Source organism: Legionella bononiensis (assembly GCF_016786215.1).
Taxonomy (GTDB): Bacteria; Pseudomonadota; Gammaproteobacteria; order Legionellales; family Legionellaceae; genus Legionella; species Legionella bononiensis.
On the sequence record NZ_JADOBG010000002.1, the window covers coordinates 80,427 to 103,170 of the forward strand.

Sequence of the window (22,744 nt, forward strand, 5' to 3'; positions counted from 1 at the left end):
TATAAGCAACTCACGTGACCGTTTAAAAAAGAACAGCTACTCCTAACGTGATTGTATCTTGAGTGGTAGGCTCTCCTTGACTTCGAAGAATTCTCTTAAGAGCACCATATTCTTCATCATGTTCGTACTCTGTAAAAATATTAAGCCCTGGCTTAAGACGATAATAAGGCCTAAGGATGTAACGCATTTGGTTTAAGCCATTGCCAATCTCGTTTTTGACGACGGTATGAGTGGCCAGAATGCTGCGAAGCCCAGTGAGGAAGAAGAAGTTATTGGTCAGTTGGTTAGCCCGTGCTAACTGAATGTCAAACTTCACACTGCCATCACGATAATACGTTCTAATATTGGTATCAATATACCAAGGCATTAACCCTTCAATACCAATACCAGGTTGCCAATAAGGGCCTCCGGGGCGATAAAAATAATTGACTCCTCCTTTAACTGCCCAAAATTGGCTAATCAAATGCCAATAGAACACATCGATATCTGCGTTTTCAACGGTTCCTTTATAAATTTCAGCGTCCTCAGTATACAACTGGAGCTTATTGTAATCTGGGCCATAGAGGCCTCTAAACGTCATTTCCTGAGCATTATGAAAAGGATCTTCACCGAGTTCAATATAGCTTGAACGATAGAAACCTTGATGATGCCCTGCGGGGTGTTTGATGAGAGAAGCATCCAGTGGCATGACTTCGTCTTCTCGTACGACCGGCCGATTGATGTAGGCTTGCTGATAGGCGTAATTGTCTGGCTTTCGAGTGCCTTTGGCAATCTCAATGATGGTGGTGTATTGAAATACCCGCGCCATGCCTGCGGTCATGTGCAGAAGATGGTGGCAATGGAAAAACCATTGGCCGCTGGCTTCAGTATCAAAATCGGCAACGGCAGTAGCTCCTGGAGCCACCTCAATGGTATGTAATAAGGGATCGTAAGCCCCATGACCATTGCGTAAAATAAACCAATGACCATGAATATGCATGGGGTGACGCATCATCGAATTGTTGGTAAAAATAATCCGATAACGCTTGCCTGGCTCAATCAAAATCGGTTTGGCCTTGTATTCTGGTAGGCCATTAATAAACCAGATATAACGGTCCATATAACCAAACAATTCCATTTTAATAATCCCATCGACTGGTTTATTCGGATTATTGGTTTTCACTGCTGCTTTTAACTCTTGGTATTTGGTTCCTAAGGTGGTGGCTTTTGCTGAATCAGGCGGCTCTATTTTATCGCCTATGATGGTCGGCTCAATAGGCATCTGCATGTTCATGGAATCATTCATCGACATGCCATGTTCCATAGGCCTATCTGACTTCATGTTCCTATTCATAGACATGTCATTAGCAGAGTGAGATGTCTTACTCTGGCTCATTGCGCTATGATTCATGTCCGGCATAGCCATGCTGTTGTTCATTGCGGTCGACGAGGAGTCAGACTTCATTTGAGCAGAGTGAGACTTCTTACTCTGACCCATTGCGCTATGATTCATGCCCGGCATGGCCATGCTCTTGTTCATTAAGGTCGACGAGGGGTCAGATTTCATTTGAGCAGAGTTAGGCGTCTTACTCTGACTCATTGCCCCATGATTCATACCTGGCATGTCCATACTCTTGTTCATCGAGGTCGATGAGGATTTGGACTTCATTGATGAGGTGTGAGCGGAATGATTGGATGCATTGTCCATTTTCTTTTGGATAGTCTTAGAGGACATCGAATGATTAGCACTTTGCGAACTCATTGCTTGAGAGTGCGAAGGCATGGTCATGGAGGGTTTCATCGCCGTTGATGATGTTTTTTTGTTCATCAAGGCGTGTTGTTGATTTCCACTCATCCCCCCGCTATTCATAGACTGCATCATGTTGGCCATCATTTCTCTTGTGACAGGAAGTGGCTCAGGGAAAGGAGTCACGTGCTGATAGTTGACGACTTGATTAGGATGAGTCACTAAAGCCCCATACGCTTTGCCCAGCGTGTCAATCGACTCGGCATAAATAATGTAAGGCTCGTTTTTTTGAATGGTCACCAGGATATCATAGGTTTCACCTGGTGCAATCCAAAAATCCTCAATGGGATAGGGGGTTACATCATTTCCCTGAATATGCACCATCTCCACTTTGGCATCAGGAATTTTAACACGATAGATGGTGCTTGCTCCTGCGCCAATGAAGCGTAGCCGCACCCTATCCCCTACTTTCACAGGGGCGGTCCAAGGATGAGATTTAGGGTGACCATTTAATAAATACGCATCATACGCCACGTCACTTAAGTCATAGATACTCATGCGCATTTGTTGCATCATTTTATAATCAGCAATTAATTTTTTACGCTCTTCGGATGACGCTTTACGATAATCATGAAGAAACTTCATAAGCGAGGGTTGTAGGGGAAATCGAGGACCGTAATAGTCGCCGTCTTTTTTTAAATTCGCAAGTACTTGTTCCGCAGGGGTGTTGCTCCAATCGGATAACACCACCACATAATCTTTGGTGTAGTGATAGCTTGGAGGATTAGGCGGGTCAATAATAAAAGTCCCGTATAAGCCTTCTTGTTCTTGAACCTTGGCATGGGCATGGTACCAATAGGTCCCTCGTTGGTAAAGCTTAAAGCGATAATGGAACACGCCTCCTGGGGGAATTGGTTTTTGACTCACCCCGTCCACCCCATCCATTTGCCAAGGGACTAAAAGACCATGCCAATGAATGGACGTTCCCTCATCCAAATGGTTATACACATTGATGGTGACATCGTCCCCTTCTTTAAAATGCAACGTCGGTGCTGGAATTTGCCCATTAACAGCAATGGCGCGTCTTGGTTTGCCTGCAAAATTCACCGTTTTATAAGCAACCACCAAATTAACCGTACGCTTTGCTCCACCTGTAATAGTTAGAGGCGTCACCGCTTTAGGAGATTGTTTTTTAGTGGTAGGTTGTTCCATTTTGTATTGTGCAGGTTTCGATTGAGATGGTGTACTCTTCGAGGAAGTTAACGGTTGTGTTGAGGCACCATGTTGCTCATGCTGGGCAAACACAGCAGAAGAACCGAGCAGTAAAAAGGAAAAAATAAAGCAATAATTCCTAATTGAACAACGCAAATCCTTTTGTAACATGTTTCCATCCTTCCATAAAAATCGTATTAATGCGGTGATACCGTCTTTTCTGCTGTGACAGGCAAAACACCATACCCATGCCGATAGACTAATTCCGCCCCATACCAAGCGGTTGTGAGCAACAGCACTTGCACAAGGAATAAAGCCATTAAGAAGAGCAGCGTCGGTTTTTGGTGTTTAATATAACGCCAAACAACCCAAAACGCCATAAGTAAAATGACACTTGCAGTAGCCAGTGCCCAGTTGCGGTGAATCACTTTTACGGCGTGCGCCATAGCACCATGTTTTACCGTATAAAAGGCATAAAACCCAGCGGACACGGTGGTCATCGTGCTCAATGCGGCCAGCCATAAACACCAACGCGCCACAATTTCCAATTCGACAATCAATGGCTTGGTGTTCCAATGAATGTAAGAGGATACATAGGTTAGGGCATAAAGAATCACCGAAACAGTAAATAAGGCCACGGTAAAATGGACAAAAATGGGGTGCCAATTGGGGATAATTTCTATCATGGTCGATGCGTTCCTTATTCCAGTTTGGGGAACCAACATCCCATTCCCTCGTTTCTTCTTATAAAAAAATAGCCAAATGGCTATTCAGTTGACCCCTTTTTATTTCTTATTTTTGTTCATTGAATCGTATCCGTTATGCTAAATGTCAGAGATGAAAATAGCAACAATAAACCGGGTTGTCTTTAGTCGTTGGCAAGGACAAGAACAATCATTTTGAAGGAATTGTTATGAACGCTAAGGATTGTTTTGTAGAGAATGACTACGAAGAAAAAGCTCGAGAAACTAACCCTCTTTTTGATGAGAAAGGGGTTCATGAAGCGGACTTAGAGAGTGAAATGAACCTTGACGAGGAATTTGATGCCATACGCTCCATGAATTAATTTCCTCGCCTGTTAATCGGGATCCTTATAAAGGGCTTCAAACCAATTTGCCATCACGTCATTACGCATGATTCGGGAGGATTCCAACGAATCCCTCATCATCTGCGCAACACCATGCTCTATTTTTTTAAAACAATTGCTCTGTGTAGCCATGCGGCGATTGGCTTGAATGGGTGGGCTTAATAGTTCGATTGCTTTCATCAGCGGATTCACTTTTTCAGAAAACACATAGCGACTTAGGCGCATGGGATGCGTTTTCTCAAGGCACCAGGATAAAAAAGGATTACTTAAGCTCTGCACGGAAGGTTGGATAACTTTTTGATAAATCGAGTCATTGGCTTCGGATGTTTGACGAACCTTGTCAAACTGTTGCGTGGAGCTCGTTGTGCAAAGTTCTGTGAGTTCGCGCGCTTCAAAACGCACATGATATTGTTCTTTACTGCAATCGGGATCGCCTGTTGGGTTAACGATTATCATTTCATAAAGCCCTGGCTGCAATTGCTCAATGGCATCACTATGCTCTAAAATAGCACGATGGTGCAAACGAACGACCTTAGCCGATACAAAGATTCCTAAATGCCCAACGGAAGGATGAAGCAGATACACCACTCGCTGTTTGGCCTTCTTCAATGCTTGTGTCGTAGGATAAATTGTTCTTATCCAATGTAAAGCCTGCCTCGGTGGGGTAATTTGATCGCCTTGGGAAGCAAAGAGAACAATAGGGCTTTGAATGCGTTTCAAATCGTAAACACATCCTTTATGAATCCGCATTTCACCGCGCTCTAGTTGATTGCCAATAAAAAGATTATTCACGGTGGCCATTATCTCTTCCTGGCTAAATTGGTAAAACCCATTCCACCAGCGTTCAAACTCCAAGAATCGCTCCTGCTCTGTGTCAATTTCATCAAATAAGCCATAATACTTATCCCAAATGGCTGTGGTGGGATTGAGTAACTCAAAATTAGAGACCAACCACGCCCCATCAAAGATCCCTTCTTTTAAATCCGATAGAAAACGGGCACTCCAGGAGCCACCCAAGAGTCCCCCTAATAACTGCATGGGATTGGCTTCTTCTTCGCTGTTGGACCAATAAGAAACCGGTGAGCCATTCATGACTGTCAAGCCAACCGATCTCGCGCAATCAGAGGCCAATAAAGCCAGCATCCAACCGGCTTGGCAATTGCCATAAAGAATGGGGGCTTTACCTTCATGCCAGGCTTGGACTTTTTCAACAAAATGGCGCAAAGTCATCAGGACATCGGCGAGCGTTTGATGAGGCACAGGATTAGGATAAAAAATAACAAAATACACAGGATGACCACTATGAAGTGCTACGCCCACTTCAGAGTCCCGTTTGAAACCACCAATCCCTGGCCCATGGCCTGATCTGGGATCCACAATAATCACCGGATGAGCATGAGGATCAAAACACTCTTCAAAGCACACATCACCGACCTCAAGAATTTTAACCAATGCATAATTGGTTTTGGGTTCCAATGATTTCCCATCCAAAACTAATTCATATTTGAAATTAAGCAGTGGTGGCAACCCTTGTTGTTCGTGCTCCATCATATTATTGGCGCGTTCACGCAAGGTATCCCAAAATAAAATAGAACGCTGCCAACAATCCAGTTGATAAGAAATAAAATCATGCCCCATTTGATAAGGCGAATCGGTGTTTTCCTTGTCCATGCGTCACCACCATCCTGAATAATCCACATCTTTATCTGTTGTGGACAGATTTTTACAAAAATGTTCAATCCATTGAATTCCTGCACCCCTCATGACTCATTCCTTGATTAATTAGGGGCATTGGGAGTATACAGCGCACGCAGCTGTGCTAACACTTTTTGCAATTTTTGCCAGTTGGCTTGCGTCCCTTCTTTATCATTGGCATCTCCTGTTTTATCAAGACGAGTCGCCAATTGACCAACATAGCTTAGATTTTGTTGCAGTGTCTTTTTCTGCTCCTCTGATAAATCCTTGCTTAAAGCAGGTAATGCATTGGCTAAATCACGAATGGCAAACGCATGCTCGTGTATGGACGTTAAATCATCCCCGCCTAATATTTGATTAATGGATGCAGAATGCTTGTCTATTGCTTCCCAAATGGCTGGGACGGTTTTAGGAATAGATTCAGTTGGATTAGCAAAAACCTGGGAGCTCCCGAAAACCATCAAAACACTGGCTATAAGCCCCAACCAGAAGTGGTTTTTTTGTTTCAAAGTAATGTGCTTCATGTTATTTCTCCTTGTTCTGTTTCATTGAATTGCATCCGTTTTTTTCGCCATACTTCAATGGCGTTATACACCGTAGGTACTACCAACATATTGAGAACCGTAGAAGTCAATAACCCACCTAAAAGCACTTGGGCCAAAGGTCGTTCAAGTTCCTTTCCGGCAGGCGAACCCCACAACAAAGGAATCAAGCCCAGTGCCGCTGTAGCAGCTGTCATTAATACGGGCACCAAGCGGTCCATGGTGCCATCAATGACCACCTGCTCCCGAGTTTTTCCCTGCAATCGTAATTGATTATAGTGGCTCACCAAAATAATGCCATTTCTCGCCGCAATTCCAAACAGCGTAATAAACCCAATCATGGCGGCCACACTCATCTCGCCACTCACCACAAACAATGAAATGACCCCACCAATAAGTGCCAAGGGCAAATTAAACATCACCAATAAAGCCTCTCGAAACGTCCCAAACGCTTTATGCAGCAAAATCAGCATCACAAAAATCACCAAGCCACCAAAAACCAAAATCACTCTGGAGGCTTGTTGCTGGCTTTCAAATTGGCCGCCGTATTGAATAAAATAACCAGTGGGTAGTTTGATTTTTTCCTGCACTTCTTGTTGCACTTCAGCAATCACGCTACCTAAATCCCGCCCCTCCACATTAAAAGAAATCACCAGCAACCGTTGCACGTTCTCACGATTAATTGCAAAAGGTTGCGGTTCCAATGCAATCTCAGCCACAGCCCGCAATGGGATTTGCGTAATGGTATTTTGCCCCACGCCATGAGCATCAATCAGCATGTTTTGAATGTTCTTGACGCTGTCACGCCCTGGTTTATCCATTCGAAGATACAAATCAAACGTGCGTTGCCCCTCTAAAACGCTGGAAACACTCACGCCATTCAGAAGCACTTGCACGTCTTCCGAAATCTGCCCCACATTGACTCCATAGCGCGCTGCTTTTTCGCGATCGAGTTGAATCACCAATTGAGGGACTTTAATCTGTTGTTCCTTATTCACATCCACCACCCCTGGTACTGATTTTAACAGGGTCTCCATCGATTGTCCTAGTTCATTGAGTGTGGATAAATTATCCCCAAAAATCTTAACGGCCACTTGAGCGCGTACCCCAGAAAGCACTTCATCCATACGATGAGCAATGAATTGCCCCACGTTAAATACGGCTCCAGGAATATTCGCCAAATCCGCACGAATGCGACGCAGCAATTCATCAGGTCTCATGGACTTGTCTTTATCAAAGTTAAGAAGCACATCAAATTCACTGATGTTGGGTGGTAGCGCATCTTCATCAAGCTCACTGCGCCCTGCCCGCTGCGCAATGGAAATCACTTGCGGATAGCGAAGCAATGCTTTTTGTACTTGTTGACCTAAACGCATGGATTCATTAAGGGAGGTTCCCGGCAAGGTACTCATCACGACAATAAAGTTGCCTTCATGAAACTCCGGTAAAAAAGACGTGCCAAAAAAAGGAAGTAACGCCAGTGCAAAGACAAAAGCCGATAATGCAAACGCAAGAACCATTTTGCAGTGGGCAATAGACCATTGGAGTGCTGTTAAAAAATGCTTTTTAAGCCACAAGACAAAGCGAGTTTCGGACTCCGCCTGATGGTTACCTTCCTTTTCTACGGCATAATGCCGTTCCTTATTCGATAAAGCGTGCAGACTCACTTCAACATCTTGCTGTTTTTCTTGACCACACACCAGTAACCAGTAACACAAAGCAGGAACCATAGTGATGGAGACCACGAGAGAGCCCAATACCGAGGCAATGTAGGCAATGGCTAAGGGGCTAAAAATATGCTCAGCAATCCCCGATAAAAAGAAGATGGGTAAAAAAACCAAACTAATGATAATCGTGGCATAAACCACTGAACTTCGAATTTCAAGCACCGCATCAAAAACTACTTGTATGGTGGGTAAAGGATGGGCTTCCTGACGATTAATCCGTAAACGGTGCACCACGTTTTCCACCGTAATGATGCCGTCATCGACTACTTCTCCAATGGCAATGGCCATACCACCTAAGGTCATGGAATTGATGCCAATACCAAAATAATGAAGCACTAGAATACCCACTACGAACGAAACGGGCATCGAAAGGAACGTAATAAACGAAGCGCGCCAATTCATCAAAAAAACAAAAAGAACCGCAATAACAATCACAGCCCCTTCAAGCAAAGCCCGAGTTAAATTGTGAATGGCAGATTCAATAAAGCTGGTTTGGCGAAACACATTAGTCATTAAGGTCACATCGTGAGGCAAGGACTTTTTAATTTCCGCAAGTGCTTTTTCGACTTTCTCTGTGGTCGTGACCGTATCAGCCCCATAGGCTTTAGAAATTGTCCCAATCACCGCATTTTGGGTATTATAAGCTCCATCACCTCGCTTAATTTCTCCACCAAAAGCAACATTTGCCACATTATTCATGGTAATAGGTACCCCATTACGAACCACAATCAATGTTTTTTTGATGTCTTTAAGCGTCTTAATCCGCCCAAGGGTACTCACTACGAATTCGGTTCCTGCCTGGTGAACAAAGGCACCGGGTACGTTTTGATTCGCCGATGTCAGCGCTTGTCGCACGTCTTCCACCGAGATTCGATAAGCGAGCATACGCTCAGGAATGAGGCGCACCTGGTATTGCTTGACCTCACCACCCAGGGAAACTACAGAAGCTACGCCACCTAATGCTAGAATCCTGGGACGAATCGTCCAATCCGAAATAGTGCGCAAGGTTTCAGGACTTTCGGTGCGGCTCACCAACGCATATTTGACCAACCACCCCACGGCAGACGTAACCGGTAACATGATGGGTGACTCAACGCCAGGAGGGAGGCGATTGACTACTTGTTGAATGCGTTCATTAACTAACTGGCGATTACGATAAATGTCAGTTTGGTCGTCAAACACCACCGTGATGGTGGACAGTCCCACAGACGTTTTAGAGCGCACACTAACCACCCCTGGCGTGCCATTAATCGCACTTTCCAAAGGATAAGTAATTAAAGTTTCTACATCTTGCGTGGCCATGCCAGGCGCTTGCGTTTGCACCACCACTTGCGGTGGGGCAAATTCGGGAAACACATCTACTGGCATTTGTTTTAAAGTATAACCACCCAGCAAACAAAGAATAATCGTTAAGGCCAAAATCAAGGGGCGATTATGTAACGACCAGGCAATTAAGTGCGTAAACATTTAGTGAGGCTCCTCTTGGCCTGAATGAGGCTTACTACCCCCACTCAACCACAAAGTATAAAGCTCACGATGTCCTTGCGTCACAACAAGGTCGCCAGGAACTAGCCCGTCTTTAATTTCTGAATACTCATCATCCACGGCACCCATTTGAACAACGACGCGATCATAAATATCCTTATTTTGCACAAAAACAAACGACTCGTTATCTGCCTGCAACACGGCCGCATTGGGTACGGCAAGTGCTGCTTCATTACGCGCTAAAATGACGTTGGCGCGTACAAACATTCCGGGCTTTAGGAGTTTCTCTTCATTATCCAAGGTGATGCGCACATTCACGGTACGGGTTAAGGAGTCAAGATTGGGTTCAATTAAAGTCACTTGGCCTGGAAAAGTTCGCTTGGGGTAACTTAGGGCATGAACATTCACTTCTTGCCCTACCTTAATCTTATCTAAATCTTCTTCATACACTTGAGCGATGACTAACAGTTTGTCGCGATTGCTGATGTGAAAAAGAACGGTGTTCGGTTCAACGGCTTGACCTAAGTTAATGTTCCTGGCATCAATGATGCCCGCAATGGGTGCCGTGACCGCAACACTTGGTGGAGGATTACCCACTAATCTTGATTGCACTGTGGCTAAGCGTTGTCCTGCCTTGACATTATCTCCTAAATTCACATCAATGGCCGTCACACTTCCGCTAATCCGAATGCTAACATCCGCTTGCGCATCAGGTAACAATTGAATTTGGCCATTTAAACCAAGCATTTGCGCCATAGGACGATTGGTTGCTTCCACCACCTTGATGTCAAGCATCTTGGTTTGCTGGGGTGTTAAATGAACTGGGCCTTTAGCTCCTCCCTCACTCACTTCAATTTCTTCTCCATGGGCAAAGCACCCTTGAATAGGAAAGAGTAGACTAAGAAACAGACTAATTAATGCCATCCTTCTCATGCGCTGTTGCCATCTCATTTACTATCCCCATTCCTTTGATACGCTAAATAAGGGCAAAACCCATTGGTTTTACCAGGACCAATAGCTGTACATAAAGCCACATACACTTGCAAATACTTTTCTAACGTGTTGAGATAAGTCGTTTGTAAATCATTTTGTTGTTTTTGTACTTGCAGCACATTCAAAAAAGAAATTTGTCCATTCTCATAAGAGTCACGAGCCAGTGTGACATTCTCAACCGCTAATTTCAGAGAAACCTGTTGCGTTTCCCTAAGACTCATTTGCAGCGCTTTTAATTGCCCATAGTTACTGGTTACTTCCGTCTCAATACTTAAATTCAAAGCACGCAAAGCCATTATTGCCTGAGTCCCTGTGTGACTTGCTTCTAAAATTCGCCCCTGATTACGATTAAACAGAGGAAGAGGCACGGAAAGAGTCACACCCAAAGTCCTATCGGCAGGTTGAGGTGGGCCCTCTTCGACCACAATTTTATCTTGTTGTACCCCAAGCCCTACCGTCCAATCAGCAAAACGCTCGGCTTTGGCCAAACGGCGATCGGCATTGGCGCGTTCAATCGATAATGCGATGGATTGACGGTCTGGACGATTTTTAAGCGCTAAGGCTTTTAAGCGGGGTAATTTAAGGAGCGTTCTCTCAGCGATAAAATCCATCTTAAGGGATAAGGGTGAATTGGCTTCTCGCCCCATCAATTGATTCAGTAGCGCATATTGGCTAATACGAAGACTATGCAACAGGTGCTTTTCTTGCCCGATACGCAGATACTCAATGCGTGCCGCATTCTCATCCAGCTTTGAAATTTCAGCCGCGTGATAACGGTTATGAATCACATCAACAAGCTCTTGGTTTATCCGTAATAAGTAATTCACCTGTTGCGTGCGACGCTCAGTAATCATCGCGGCATAAAATGCATTTGCTACTTTGGCGCTTAATTGGCGCTCTGCTTCCCTGATTTCTGCCATGGCTTTCAATACATCTAAACGCGCCACTGTCTTTTGCTTTGCAATACGCCCAGAAATAGGGAATGCTTGATTAAACCCAGCACTTCGTGAATATTCCCCTTCATCATTAAATAAGCGATCGTCGTTGTTGGAGAGGTTGAGGCTTGGATTGGGCCAAAGGCCAGCTTGTAGCAAACGGGCCTTGGCAATAGCCACATTATAACGAGCGGCTTTTAAATCCTTGTTGTTTGCAAAAGCCATTTGAGTTATTTCCTGAAGAGTCCATGCCTTCCCCGCTGTTGCCAAAGAGGCATACAGCAACAGAAGAACGACCCTATAAGAAAACCGCCAAGCACGATGATATTCCATAAACAATGGCTCAAAGAGGTCTATCTATTGTTTTATCTTGCATCGGTAGGCTCGACCTACCATCCAATGGTCTGCCACGAAATCATTTTTGGGATTGCCTTCATAAGTTTGCTGATGTTGACTCACCAAAACCGTATTAGCACCTAATAACGCCGCTTCATTTCTTAGGATATTTCGTTCGTCCTTGATCAAATGCTCGTGTGATTGATAGGATTGGCTCATGCCATTGCGATCGTAGGCTCTGACTTCCCCTAAAAAAGTACAGCCTTTTGAGAGCTGACCTGACTGGAGAATGGTTACTTTTTCTCCTTCAGGGGTTAACTTGGCATTATAGGAACAACCCACCAGAAAGGCGGGAATTATCACCAGGAGGGTGCGTTTCATCAGATAATGAGTCATAAATTAATCCCTTCTTTTTATTATTTTTATTTTCTAGTATCTCCCACCCAATGCCATTAAACAATGGGTTGTAAAATAATAGATGATGTCGTACCTGCTTCTGCAGTAAGATGACTGTTTTATGCATTCTCTTTTTCTAGTCAGCGATTGGATGGATACTCGTGTCGATGAGATGGTTTGTTGTTGCAAGCATTGGACTATAGACACAAACCGAGCCATTGATTTTTCTTTGTTTTGCCGCGTAGCACGCCAAATCCGCTTCTTTGATGACGGTATTCACTGAGGCCGAGTGAGGATTCATCTGAGTGATGCCAATAGAGCAACCTAGATTAAGCTCCGATAAAATACCTTCTTTGAACGATTGTCTCGTCACAGTGATAAGATTTTCAGCAATCTTTTTCGCCTCATCGATAGAGATGTTTTCCATCACGGCAATAAACTCATCCCCACCATAACGAGCCACGATATCATCCTTTCGCAATCGCTGCGTTAGGAGTTGCCCAAATGTTTGTAACGTGTTATCTCCCGCATCATGACCATAACGGTCATTGACCGTCTTAAATTTATCCATATCAATAAAAAGAACGATAACCCATCCTCCATGCATCTTAATTTGTTGGAGCCTTGTGTTCAAAACCTCAAAAAGGGTCTCTCTGTTATGACAGCCAGTTAGCGAATCATACTGAGCATGCTGCCTTAATAGTTCGTAGCGACTTTTAAAATCAGCCATTAATTCCGCTTTTTGAATGGTCTTAGTCACCAAATGACACGAAAAATAAGTATAAGTCGCTGCTAACAAAAATACACTGCCATAAAAATAATTAAGGCAGTGAGGGTCGACCAATAAACCATAAAAAATGCTGGCTATATAACTGAGGATAAAAATGCCAATAAAAGAAAGAGAAACAAACCTTAGTCGCCGATAGTGATTCCCTTGTTGCACTAATCCATTGATTAAATAAGCTCCTTTAGCAAGAAAGACAATACCAAACACTATCATAACAACTGGGATAACCATGATTTTGCCTTAAATACAGTCTGAACTATTTTTTTAGTATAGACTTGATTTTTCTTCAATGAAGTGATCGTGATGATTTTTGTTTAGCCAATACAATAAAGACTAATCACATCTTAAGCTCATCTGACCATCCTTTTTTCATAGTGTCACTCTCTTTAGTCTCAGCGCATTGATAATCACTGACACTGAAGAAAGCGCCATCGCCGCTGCTGCAATCATAGGACTTAAGAGCAAGCCGGTTAGGGGGTACAAAACCCCAGCAGCCAAAGGCACACCCAGTACATTATAAATAAATGCGAAGAAAAGATTTTGGCGAATGTTGCTCATGGTATTTTCTGACAAACGTCGCGCTTTGGCGATACCACGCAAATCTCCATGCAACAAGGTGACCCCAGCACTTTCGATGGCCACATCAGTGCCTGTTCCCATGGCAATACCAATATCAGCTTTGGCAAGCGCTGGGGCATCATTCACCCCATCTCCTGCCATGGCAACAATAAGACCTTTGTCTTTTAATTCACTCACGATGCGACTCTTGTCTTCAGGCATGATTTCAGCTACCACCTTTTTAATGCCGAGGGTCCCTGCCACCGCTTCTGCTGTTTTTTTGCTATCTCCGGTGAGCATGACAATTTCAATGCCACTTTGCTGAAGTTCGAGGATGGTCTCTGGAGTACTCGATTTAATAGGGTCTTCAACCACCAAGAGAGCTACTGTTTTACCATCAACCGCCATAAACATGACTGAGGCGCCTTTACCACGAAGTTCATCAGCCTTTTCAAAAAGAGGGGCATTATCGCTTCCATGCTCTTGCATTAATCTGGCGTTACCAATAGCAACATGATGGCCGTCTACCTGACCTACAACCCCTTTTCCAGTGGGCGCTTCAAACGCTTCGACTGTTCCAAGGGACAATCCTTTTTCTTTTGCAGCATGCACAATAGCATTGGCCAGCGGATGTTCACTTTGATGCTCAAGTGCCGCAGCTAATGCTAAAGCATTATCCTCCACGAAATCATCGGTCACAATGCGTGTCAATTTAGGGTGACCTTCAGTAAGCGTGCCCGTTTTATCGACCACCAGGGTATTGACCTTCTCCATTCGTTCCAACGCTTCGGCATTTTTAATCAATACCCCGCTTTGTGCTCCTTTTCCAACACCGACCATAATGGACATGGGCGTTGCTAAACCTAACGCACAAGGGCAAGCGATGATGAGTACTGACACAGCAGTTATCAAACCATAGCTAAGCGCTGGTTGCGGACCCAACAGTGCCCACACAATAAAAGACAGCACCGCAACCAAAATCACAGCGGGCACAAACCATCCTGAGACGGTATCGGCTAGTCGCTGAATCGGCGCACGGCTTCGTTGGGCATCACTCACCATCTGCACAATGCGTGCAAGCATGGTATCACTGCCCACATGCAGCGCTTTCATGACAAAGCTACCCGTCTGATTAATCGTAGCACCAATAACTTTAGCGCTGGCCTCTTTAGCAACTGGAATGGGCTCACCCGTCACCATGGATTCATCGACAAAGCTTCGGCCTTCTTGCACTTCACCATCCACTGGTATTTTTTCACCAGGCCGAACACGCAACAAATCACCAACGGCAACGTTATCCAGGGACACTTCCTCTTCACTGCCATCTTCCTTAATTCGGTGTGCACTTTCAGGGACCAATTTTAACAAGGCACGGATGGCACTACCCGTTTGTTCTCGAGCTTTTAGTTCCAGCACTTGCCCCAACAAGACAAGCGTAGTAATCACTGCTGCCGCTTCAAAATAAACAGCAACTACTCCTTCTTGACTTCGAAACGCATGGGGAAATACACCTGGCCAAAGGACAGCCACCATACTGTAAATCCACGCCACACCAATACCCATGGCAATCAAGGTAAACATATTGAGTTGGCCTGTTTTTAGAGACTGCCAACCGCGCTTGAAAAAAGGCCAACCTCCCCATAACACCACTGGCGTGGCAAGAAGCAATTGGATCCAACTGGAACCATTACCAGAAATAAAATGCTTCAAACCATGTCCACCCATCTCCAATATCACAACAGGTATAGTTAACATCAATGCAATCCAAAATCGACGTCTCATATCAAGATATTCAGGGCTCACAACCTCCGAAACCGTCACCGTTTCCGGTTCTAAAGCCATACCACAAAGAGGACAATGACCAGGGGCAGATTGGCGAATTTCTGGGTGCATGGGACACGTATAAACAATAGGCCCCTCCATTTTGGAAGAGGCTTGCTGAGTCTTGGGAGAATTATGTTCGTGAGGACAAGCATGTCCTTTACCAGAATGGGTATGTCCTTGATGGTGGTCGTGTTTCATGGTTTGCCCTACCTGTTAAGTGTGAGTATGCTTTGGCTTGATTTACCAATGCAGCGAATGGGCTTAATGCCCAGCACCGCCATGACCACCATGCCCACCCGCGCTGTGTCCTCCATAGCCGCCATCGACCTCTTGGGAGCCATGCTTCACTGCTCCATCGCAGGAACTCAAAAAGAATGGTCCTCCGATTAACCCAATAAGCACTGCAATCATTCTAAAGGCTTTCAACATGGATACTCCTTGTTAATAATCAACTCATTTACGCTTACTTTTTAAAGCGGCCAGTTTGTTTTGGACTAAAACGTCCACAGCCAAACCACTCACATCGATCGCATTGGTGACATGATGAATGGTATTACACGTGATGACTTGCACCCCTTTCATCGCAGATAATAGAGAATAAGCGTCTTCTGCAAACAGCGCATGCACACCAATACAAACGATGGACTTGCTCCCTGCTTGTTGTAAATGCTTCACCGTCTCTACCATGGTTCTGGCGGTGGAAATGATGTCATCGACGAGCACGAGTGTCGAAGATTCGAGCTCAGGAATATAGGGTACTGAAATAGTCACCTCTTTATCACCATGCCGAATCTTTTCCAAAATCGCATAAGGAAAACGACCTTTTTCTGCAATATCGGCAACCCACTGCTCACTTTCCATATCAGGACCAATAAGAATTGGCTTAGGAACATGATGTTTAATCCATGTGGCAATCATCGATGTGGCATGCAAAACAAAAGTGGGAATTGAGTAGATTTCATCTAAAGAGTGATAGCGATGCAAGTGCGGATCAATCGTCATGAGCCAATCGAATGAAGTCGATAAAATGTCCGCAAAATAACGTGAAGTAATTCCTTCTCCTTCGTGAAAACGTTTATCTTGCCGTAGGTAGGAAAGATAAGGAGCAATCAAACCGATTTTTTTAGCCCCCAACTCTTTAGCCGTTTTGGCAAAAAACAACAAAGGCAGTATTTTTTCATCCGGCTGGTTTAAACTGTCCACTACCATAATGCTGCGACTTTTAACCTCTGAATCAATTTTTAAGTACCATTCTGTATCAGGAAAACGGTGGAATGTGACCTTACCCACTTCCACTTGAAGTGTCTTTTGTAATTGTCCGGCAATTTCTGAAGAATCAAATAATGAACATAACAGAGGCTTCAAGAATTTTCTCCTAAAATAATGATGTCTTGTTTATCGCGAAGTAAATCACAGGCGTAATGGAGCTCCCCTGAAGACTCCGAATGAATTGTAAACAAAGGTTCGCCTTTTTCAACGGATTCGCCGACATGGGAATGGAGGTCAATACCCGCCGATTTCGATTTAGGCGCACCAGCAAGCTTAGCTATTTTTGCAAGCTTTCGATTGTCAATGAGGGAGACTTTTCCTGCCTTTGCAGCCACAACAGGATAAGTAAAACGTGCCTTGGTCAATTCCCTCATCCCACCCTGAGCCTCACAAATGGCCTGAAATTTCTTAAACGCTTGTCCACTATCCAATAATTGCGTCGCAATGGATTTACCTAAACCCGTTGGTACTTTCGAAGAACACTCTAACGCAGCACCTGCAAGCGTCAACGCTCGTTCACGCAAATCATTGGGCGCATCAGGCAACCCTTGTAATACTGCCAATACATCGCGAGCTTCTAACGACGGGCCAATGCCATGGCCTACCGGCTGCGTCCCATCCGTAAATAAAGTATGGACAACAAGCCCTAACTCGTTACCTACCTCCTCAAGCAATTGTTTCAGAAGGAGCGCCATAGACTGATTCCTCACTTTGGCAGTAGGTCCTACGGGGATATCAATAACCGCGTGTGTGGCCCCTGTTGCAATTTTTTTAGAAAGAATGGAAGCCACTAATTGCCCTTCACTATCTAAATCAATGGCTCGTTCCACACGGATGAGCACGTCATCAGCAGGACTTAAACTCACAGCCCCACCCCATACGATACAGCCGTTTTCTTGTTCAACCACTTGGCGCATCTTTTGGGGACTTAAGTGGACTGGAGCTAAAGTCTCCATGGTATCCGCAGTCCCCGCGGGTGATGTAATGGCACGCGATGATGTTTTTGGAATCATCAATCCAAAAGCGGCCACAATGGGAACTACAATCAGAGTTGTGCGATTTCCCGGCAATCCTCCCACGCAATGTTTATCGACGACCAGAGGTGAAGACCAGGATAAGCGATCACCACTGTCTATCATGGCTTTGGTGAGTTTCATGATTTCCGTACGGGTTAGACGTCCTGCACTACTTGCCGCTAAAAAAGCGGAGATTTGTACATCAGAAAGACGACCGCTTAACACATCATCAATGATGATCTTCATTTGTTCATAAGACAGTTCTTTGCCATAAATCTTGGTATGCACATAGCTTAAGGATTCCAAGGGTTTTGGATGGGAGACCTGAATTTCATCGCCTTCTTTGGCATGTAAAGACTCCCAGGCGTAATCCGACAAACCAGCCTCACCAGGCTGAAGTAGCTCTGAGGTCACCACATTAAGAGTGGCTATCATAGAGTGCTGACCTAAAGTCACTTGGATACGCGTCTGTACTTCGAATCCTTCCGAATGACAAACATGACAATCCTCGCGCATGTAAATAATAGCTTCGTGATAAGTTTTAATCCCTAAATGTTTTAACCGAAGCCCATGAGAGGTTTTCTTACTCACCACAATTCCTCCGTTTGCAGATAAGAAGGAATGGTGCAAGAAAAACCTAATTGCTTCTCAATCTTCTGTTTTAGCGATTGGGCGCTGTGAGGCTCCCCATGGGTGATAAAAACCTTTTTAGGCGGATTAGTCAAATGAGTTAGCCATTCTAACAATTCCAGGTAGTCGGCATGAGCCGATGTACTGCTCATGACTACGACCTTAGCTTGTATCGGAATAAAACTCCCGTGAATTTTGACTTGCTTCTCCCCATTCACAATTCGAGCACCACGAGTGCCACCTGCCTGAAAGCCAGTAAAAAGTAGAGTATTTTTAGGATTAGGCGCAAAGGCTTTTAAATGATGCAGAATGCGGCCGCCTTGCGCCATGCCGCTGGCCGCTATGATGATTTGCGGCATGTGATGACGGTCAATCTCCTTGGACTCCTCAGGTGTGTTCACATAGGTGGCAACATGGCATAGTCCACGACATTGTTCTGCAGTTAAATGGTGGTCTTCTTTATAAGCGCAGAGTAAATGAGTGGCATCAATGGCCATGGGGCTGTCTAAAAAGACAGGAAGGTCTTTGGGAATTTGCCCTTGTCGTTTCAGTTCATAAATAAAATAAAGAAGACTTTGCGCACGCCCTACTGCAAACGCAGGAATAATGACTGAGCCCCCTCGTTTAACGGTTTGATTAATCACCTGAGCCATTTGGGGTAAGGGATCTGTGGCATCATGCAATCGGTCACCATAGGTGGACTCCATCACCAGATAATCCGTTTCTTGAATGAAGGCAGGGGCTTTCATAACGGGATCATAAGGACGGCCAATGTCTCCAGTAAACACAATGGAACCCTTTTGGGTTTTTATTTTGACCATGGCCGCACCCACAATGTGACCGGCACGATGATACTCAAAACTGAAATCATGGAATAATTGATGCGGGGTATCAAAATCAATGGTTTCAAAATACTGCAATGCTGTCCGAGCTTCTTTTTCAGTATAAAGAGGAAGAGCAGGTTGGTGTTTGGAGAATCCATACTTATTGGCCAAGCGTGCTTCTTCTTCCTGCAGATGACCACTGTCGGGTAACAAAATGGAACACAGTGCTTTGGTACCCGGTGTTGTATAAATTTTGCCTTGGAATCCGTTTTTGACGAGCAAGGGAAGATAGCCTGAATGGTCAATATGCGCATGAGTGATAATCACCGCATCAATATCATGGGGATCAATTGGCAAGGGCGCCCAGTTACGTAATCGTAATTCTTTGTAGCCTTGAAAAAGACCGCAATCAATCAGGATTTTTTTAGAACCAATGGTCAAAAGATATTTAGAACCAGTAACCGTCTCAGTTGCTCCTAAAAAAGTTAATTTCATCTTGCCTCCGTTAAGTCTGCTGTTTTTTTCAAATCCACTTGCCAACGCCACATCACATAAACCACAGGAATCACAATTAAAGTCAATAAAAGGGCAGAAAAAACCCCACCGACCATGGGTGCTGCAAGACGCTTCATCACATCAGCCCCAATGCCTGTAGCCCACATCACCGGTAATAGGCCAATGATGTTAGCAAGACCCGCCATGGCCATGGGACGAATGCGGGAGACCGCACAAAGTTGTACCAGCTGAATTAAATCGGGCAATGTTTTGAGCAACCCTTTTTCCTTTTGTTCATTGTAATCAGAATCAAGGTAAGCGAGCATCACGGCACTGGTTTCAGCCGCAACACCAGCAAGCGCAATCATCCCCACCCAAACGGCAATACTCATGTTGTACCCTAATATATAAAGCAGCAAAAAGCCGCCAAATAAAGCGAAGGGTACGCCAAGCATCACCATCAAGGTCTCGGTAATGGTGCGGAAAGTAAAGTAAAATAAGACAAAAATGATGGCCAAGGTCAGTGGCACAAAAATTTTAAGTCGCTCATAGACCCGTTGCATGAACTCATATTGTCCCGACCAAGCAAGCGTATAGCCTGGAGGCAATTTCACTTTGGCGTTGACCACTTGCTTTAATTCCTCCACATAGCCACCAATGTCTCGGCCACTGATGTCAATGAAGACGTAACCTGCTAACATGCCATTCTCATCGCGAACCATGGCAGGTCCTGAACGAAAGGTTAAAGTCACCAATTGCGCAACGGGTACCTCCGCACCACTGGGTGTTTTGACTAAAATACGATTGAGTTTGTCGGGGTCATCACGCAATTCTCGCAAATAACGCACATTCACTGGGTAGCGCTCACGCCCCTCAATCGTGGTAGCAATGTTTTCACCACCTACAGCGGATTCAATGATGCGATTGACGTCCATAATGGTTAAGCCATAGCGAGCCAACTGGTCCCGATTAATTTGAAAATCAAGGAAGTAACCTCCAGCCACCCGCTCTGCATAGACCGTACTGGTGCCCTTCACTTCTTTGGCCACCATTTCAATTTCTTTACCAATGGCTTCAATCTTTTTAATGTCAGGACCAAAAACTTTAATCCCTACAGCCGTTCGGATGCCTGTGGTGAGCATGTCATTGCGTGCTTTAATGGGCATGGTCCAAGCGTTACTCACACCTGGAAATTGCAACGCTTCATCCATTTCGGCAACCAGGCTTTCATAAGTCATTCCTTTGCGCCAAAATTCTTTAGGCTTTAACTCCACAATCACTTCCATCATATTAAATGGAGAAGGGTCGGTGGACGTTTCGGCTCTTCCCGTCTTGCCAAAAACGTGCGCCACTTCAGGAAATGCTTTTAATTTCTTATCCATTTCCTGAAGTAAACCCGTCGCTTGAGTGACTGAAATACCTGGTAAAGTAACCGGCATATACAAAATCGTCCCTTCATAAAGAGGGGGCATGAATTCAGAGCCAATGAGTTTATAAAGAGGAATGGTGGCCATAGCCAATACAATGGCAATTCCCACCACAAATTGGCGATATCTCAAAGCAAGCCTCAACACGGGCGCGTACATGGCTTGCATCCACCGCGTAATCGGATGTTTTTGTTCAGGAATGATTCGACCACGCACCAAAAGAGGCAATAGGACAGGAATTAAGGTGATGGCAAGTAAAGCACTCATGAAAATGGCTAAATTCTTAGTATAAGCCAAGGGCGAAAACAGCCGCCCTTCCTGAGCTTCCAAAGTAAAAACAGGCATAAAAGAGATGGCAATGACCAAAAGGGATGAAAAAATGGCAGGCCCCACCTCTTTCGCCGAATCGATTAACACCTGGGTGCGATCGCCTGGGCTTCCTTTTGCTTCCCAATCCGCTAAGCGTTTATGGGCATTGTCGACCATGATGATGGCCGCATCGACCATATCACCAACGGCGACAATAATGCCGCCGATGGACATAATATTCAGTCCAACATGTAAGAAATAAATGGGGATAAACGAAATCAAAATCGCCAGCGGCAAGGTAATAATAGGAATGAGTGCGGAACGAAAATGTCCTAAAAACACAATAATGAGTAACCCAACCACCACCAGTTCTTCAATCAAGTTCCAATTGGCCGTGGAAATCGCTTCTCTGATTAAGTTACTTCGGTCATACACAGGAACCATTTTTATCCCTTCCGGGATGGCCGAAGCTAATTCTTTCAATTTATCCTTGATGCGGCCAATCACTTGCAACACGTCTTCACCAAAGCGCATGATGACAATACCGCCCACGGCTTCGCCTTGGCCATTTAAATCGACCACCCCGCGGCGCATATCCGAGCCAAGCTGAACAGTCGCCACATCACGTAATAAAATCGGTGTGCCATTGGCATTGGTGCCCACGGCAATTTTTTCAATATCCTCAGTAGACTTAATGTACCCGCGACCACGAATCATGTATTCCACGCCCGAAAACTCAATGACTCGACCACCGGTGTCATTATTACTCATGCGAATTTTTTCAACAATCTCAGGAACCGATAGGTTGTAGGCAAGGACTTTGACTGGATCCAAATTGACTTGGTATTGCTTGACAAAACCTCCCACACTGGCTACTTCAGACACCCCAGGAACCGCTCTTAACCAATAGCGCAAATACCAATCCTGAAATGTGCGTAACTCAGCCAGGTTATGCTTGCCATTGTCATCCACCAAGGCGTATTGATAAATCCAACCCACCGGTGTCGCATCAGGCCCCAATTGAGGAGTCACTCCTTCAGGTAATTTTCCAGCCAGCTGACTCATGTACTCCAAGACCCGAGAGCGCGCCCAATAAATATCCGTGCCATCCTCAAAAATGATGTAGACATAAGAAAAGCCAAAATCAGAAAATCCCCGCACAGCAACAACCTTTGGTGCAGATAAGAGGGCGGTTACAATGGGATAAGTGACTTGATCTTCCATCAGATCGGGCGAGCGCCCCATCCAGGTCGTATACACAATGACTTGAGTGTCTGAAATGTCAGGCAATGCGTCCATACGGGTATTCTTCAAGGCAATGTAGCCCATGAAAGAAAACCCGAGCACAAAAAGCAACACAATAAACCGGTTGCGTGCACAAAATTCAATAATCCGTTCGACCATAAAATCCCTTTATTCCAAGGCCAAATCACGCCTCTTTATTAGAGCTTCTTTCCCATTATAGCGGTTC

16 protein-coding genes are annotated in these 22,744 nt (G+C 44.8%); 1 reads left to right on the forward strand and 15 read right to left on the reverse strand.

The features are described from left to right. Positions 1 to 22: 22 nt before the first annotated feature. On the reverse strand, positions 23 to 3,109 hold the full coding sequence (locus IZU94_RS01455; protein WP_021460681.1) for a multicopper oxidase domain-containing protein: 3,087 nt from the start codon (positions 3,107 to 3,109) through the stop codon (positions 23 to 25). Positions 3,110 to 3,135: 26 nt separating this feature from the next. After that, positions 3,136 to 3,663, reverse strand: coding sequence for a DUF2231 domain-containing protein (locus tag IZU94_RS01460; protein WP_031297968.1), 528 nt, complete (start codon positions 3,661 to 3,663; stop codon positions 3,136 to 3,138). A 188-nt stretch (positions 3,664 to 3,851) separates the two neighbouring features. Here IZU94_RS01460 and IZU94_RS01465 point away from each other — a divergent pair, with 188 nt between their 5' ends. After that, entirely contained in the window at positions 3,852 to 4,004 is a 153-nt protein-coding gene (locus IZU94_RS01465; protein ID WP_021460683.1) for a hypothetical protein, read from the forward strand. 12 nt (positions 4,005 to 4,016) lie between these two features. Here IZU94_RS01465 and IZU94_RS01470 read toward each other — a convergent pair whose 3' ends face one another. The 13 genes from IZU94_RS01470 to IZU94_RS01530 all read right to left on the reverse strand — a co-directional run bounded on the left by IZU94_RS01470 (position 4,017) and on the right by IZU94_RS01530 (position 22,677). Continuing rightward, complete coding sequence (locus IZU94_RS01470; RefSeq protein ID WP_058393165.1) at positions 4,017 to 5,696, reverse strand: DUF3141 domain-containing protein; 1,680 nt, start codon at positions 5,694 to 5,696, stop codon at positions 4,017 to 4,019. A gap of 107 nt (positions 5,697 to 5,803) precedes the next feature. Continuing rightward, positions 5,804 to 6,244 (reverse strand): hypothetical protein, encoded by a 441-nt coding sequence (locus IZU94_RS01475; RefSeq protein ID WP_021460701.1) that lies wholly within the window; start codon positions 6,242 to 6,244, stop codon positions 5,804 to 5,806. Next, on the reverse strand, positions 6,241 to 9,456 hold the full coding sequence (locus tag IZU94_RS01480; protein WP_058393166.1) for an efflux RND transporter permease subunit: 3,216 nt from the start codon (positions 9,454 to 9,456) through the stop codon (positions 6,241 to 6,243). The genes IZU94_RS01475 and IZU94_RS01480 overlap by 4 nt, the downstream gene beginning before the upstream one ends. Next, the gene (locus IZU94_RS01485) at positions 9,457 to 10,425 is read right to left on the reverse strand and encodes an efflux RND transporter periplasmic adaptor subunit (protein ID WP_015961479.1); all 969 of its coding nucleotides are present in this window, start codon (positions 10,423 to 10,425) and stop codon (positions 9,457 to 9,459) included. Beyond that, positions 10,422 to 11,735 carry a TolC family protein gene (locus IZU94_RS01490; RefSeq protein WP_015961480.1) on the reverse strand — a complete coding sequence of 438 codons (1,314 nt, stop codon included), beginning with the start codon at positions 11,733 to 11,735 and terminating at the stop codon, positions 10,422 to 10,424. The genes IZU94_RS01485 and IZU94_RS01490 overlap by 4 nt, the downstream gene beginning before the upstream one ends. A 24-nt stretch (positions 11,736 to 11,759) precedes the next feature. Continuing rightward, complete coding sequence (locus IZU94_RS01495; RefSeq protein ID WP_021436947.1) at positions 11,760 to 12,134, reverse strand: DUF4156 domain-containing protein; 375 nt, start codon at positions 12,132 to 12,134, stop codon at positions 11,760 to 11,762. 136 nt (positions 12,135 to 12,270) lie between these two features. Continuing rightward, positions 12,271 to 13,152, reverse strand: a complete 882-nt coding sequence (locus IZU94_RS01500; RefSeq protein ID WP_025519938.1) for a GGDEF domain-containing protein — start codon at positions 13,150 to 13,152, stop codon at positions 12,271 to 12,273. 138 nt (positions 13,153 to 13,290) lie between these two features. Then, the gene (gene copA / locus IZU94_RS01505; protein ID WP_058393167.1) at positions 13,291 to 15,501 is read right to left on the reverse strand and encodes a copper-transporting P-type ATPase; all 2,211 of its coding nucleotides are present in this window, start codon (positions 15,499 to 15,501) and stop codon (positions 13,291 to 13,293) included. A gap of 63 nt (positions 15,502 to 15,564) precedes the next feature. Next, positions 15,565 to 15,732: a hypothetical protein gene (locus IZU94_RS01510; protein ID WP_015961484.1), complete on the reverse strand. Its 168-nt coding sequence runs from the start codon at positions 15,730 to 15,732 to the stop codon at positions 15,565 to 15,567. 24 nt (positions 15,733 to 15,756) lie between these two features. After that, the gene (locus tag IZU94_RS01515; RefSeq protein ID WP_021460732.1) at positions 15,757 to 16,668 is read right to left on the reverse strand and encodes a ribose-phosphate pyrophosphokinase; all 912 of its coding nucleotides are present in this window, start codon (positions 16,666 to 16,668) and stop codon (positions 15,757 to 15,759) included. Next, complete coding sequence (locus IZU94_RS01520; RefSeq protein WP_025519943.1) at positions 16,665 to 18,179, reverse strand: thymidine phosphorylase family protein; 1,515 nt, start codon at positions 18,177 to 18,179, stop codon at positions 16,665 to 16,667. The genes IZU94_RS01515 and IZU94_RS01520 overlap by 4 nt, the downstream gene beginning before the upstream one ends. Beyond that, complete coding sequence (locus IZU94_RS01525) at positions 18,176 to 19,537, reverse strand: MBL fold metallo-hydrolase RNA specificity domain-containing protein (protein ID WP_021460526.1); 1,362 nt, start codon at positions 19,535 to 19,537, stop codon at positions 18,176 to 18,178. The genes IZU94_RS01520 and IZU94_RS01525 overlap by 4 nt, the downstream gene beginning before the upstream one ends. Continuing rightward, positions 19,534 to 22,677: an efflux RND transporter permease subunit gene (locus IZU94_RS01530; RefSeq protein WP_203107470.1), complete on the reverse strand. Its 3,144-nt coding sequence runs from the start codon at positions 22,675 to 22,677 to the stop codon at positions 19,534 to 19,536. Before IZU94_RS01530 ends, IZU94_RS01525 begins: the two co-directional genes overlap by 4 nt. Between the last annotated feature and the right edge of the window lie 67 nt (positions 22,678 to 22,744).

Excerpts from the sequence above, each read along its gene's own strand:
- IZU94_RS01470 (WP_058393165.1), bottom strand. The coding sequence starts at position 5,696 with ATGGACAAGGAAAACACCGATTCGCCTTATCAAATGGGGCATGATTTT.
- IZU94_RS01525 (WP_021460526.1), bottom strand. The coding sequence starts at position 19,537 with ATGAAATTAACTTTTTTAGGAGCAACTGAGACGGTTACTGGTTCTAAA.
- IZU94_RS01465 (WP_021460683.1), top strand. The coding sequence starts at position 3,852 with ATGAACGCTAAGGATTGTTTTGTAGAGAATGACTACGAAGAAAAAGCT.
- IZU94_RS01495 (WP_021436947.1), bottom strand. The coding sequence starts at position 12,134 with ATGACTCATTATCTGATGAAACGCACCCTCCTGGTGATAATTCCCGCC.
- IZU94_RS01500 (WP_025519938.1), bottom strand. The coding sequence starts at position 13,152 with ATGGTTATCCCAGTTGTTATGATAGTGTTTGGTATTGTCTTTCTTGCT.
- IZU94_RS01510 (WP_015961484.1), bottom strand. The coding sequence starts at position 15,732 with ATGTTGAAAGCCTTTAGAATGATTGCAGTGCTTATTGGGTTAATCGGA.
- IZU94_RS01490 (WP_015961480.1), bottom strand. The coding sequence starts at position 11,735 with ATGGAATATCATCGTGCTTGGCGGTTTTCTTATAGGGTCGTTCTTCTG.
- IZU94_RS01530 (WP_203107470.1), bottom strand. The coding sequence starts at position 22,677 with ATGGTCGAACGGATTATTGAATTTTGTGCACGCAACCGGTTTATTGTG.
- IZU94_RS01460 (WP_031297968.1), bottom strand. The coding sequence starts at position 3,663 with ATGTTGGTTCCCCAAACTGGAATAAGGAACGCATCGACCATGATAGAA.
- IZU94_RS01475 (WP_021460701.1), bottom strand. The coding sequence starts at position 6,244 with ATGAAGCACATTACTTTGAAACAAAAAAACCACTTCTGGTTGGGGCTT.
- IZU94_RS01480 (WP_058393166.1), bottom strand. The coding sequence starts at position 9,456 with ATGTTTACGCACTTAATTGCCTGGTCGTTACATAATCGCCCCTTGATT.
- copA (WP_058393167.1), bottom strand. The coding sequence starts at position 15,501 with ATGAAACACGACCACCATCAAGGACATACCCATTCTGGTAAAGGACAT.
- IZU94_RS01455 (WP_021460681.1), bottom strand. The coding sequence starts at position 3,109 with ATGTTACAAAAGGATTTGCGTTGTTCAATTAGGAATTATTGCTTTATT.
- IZU94_RS01485 (WP_015961479.1), bottom strand. The coding sequence starts at position 10,425 with ATGAGATGGCAACAGCGCATGAGAAGGATGGCATTAATTAGTCTGTTT.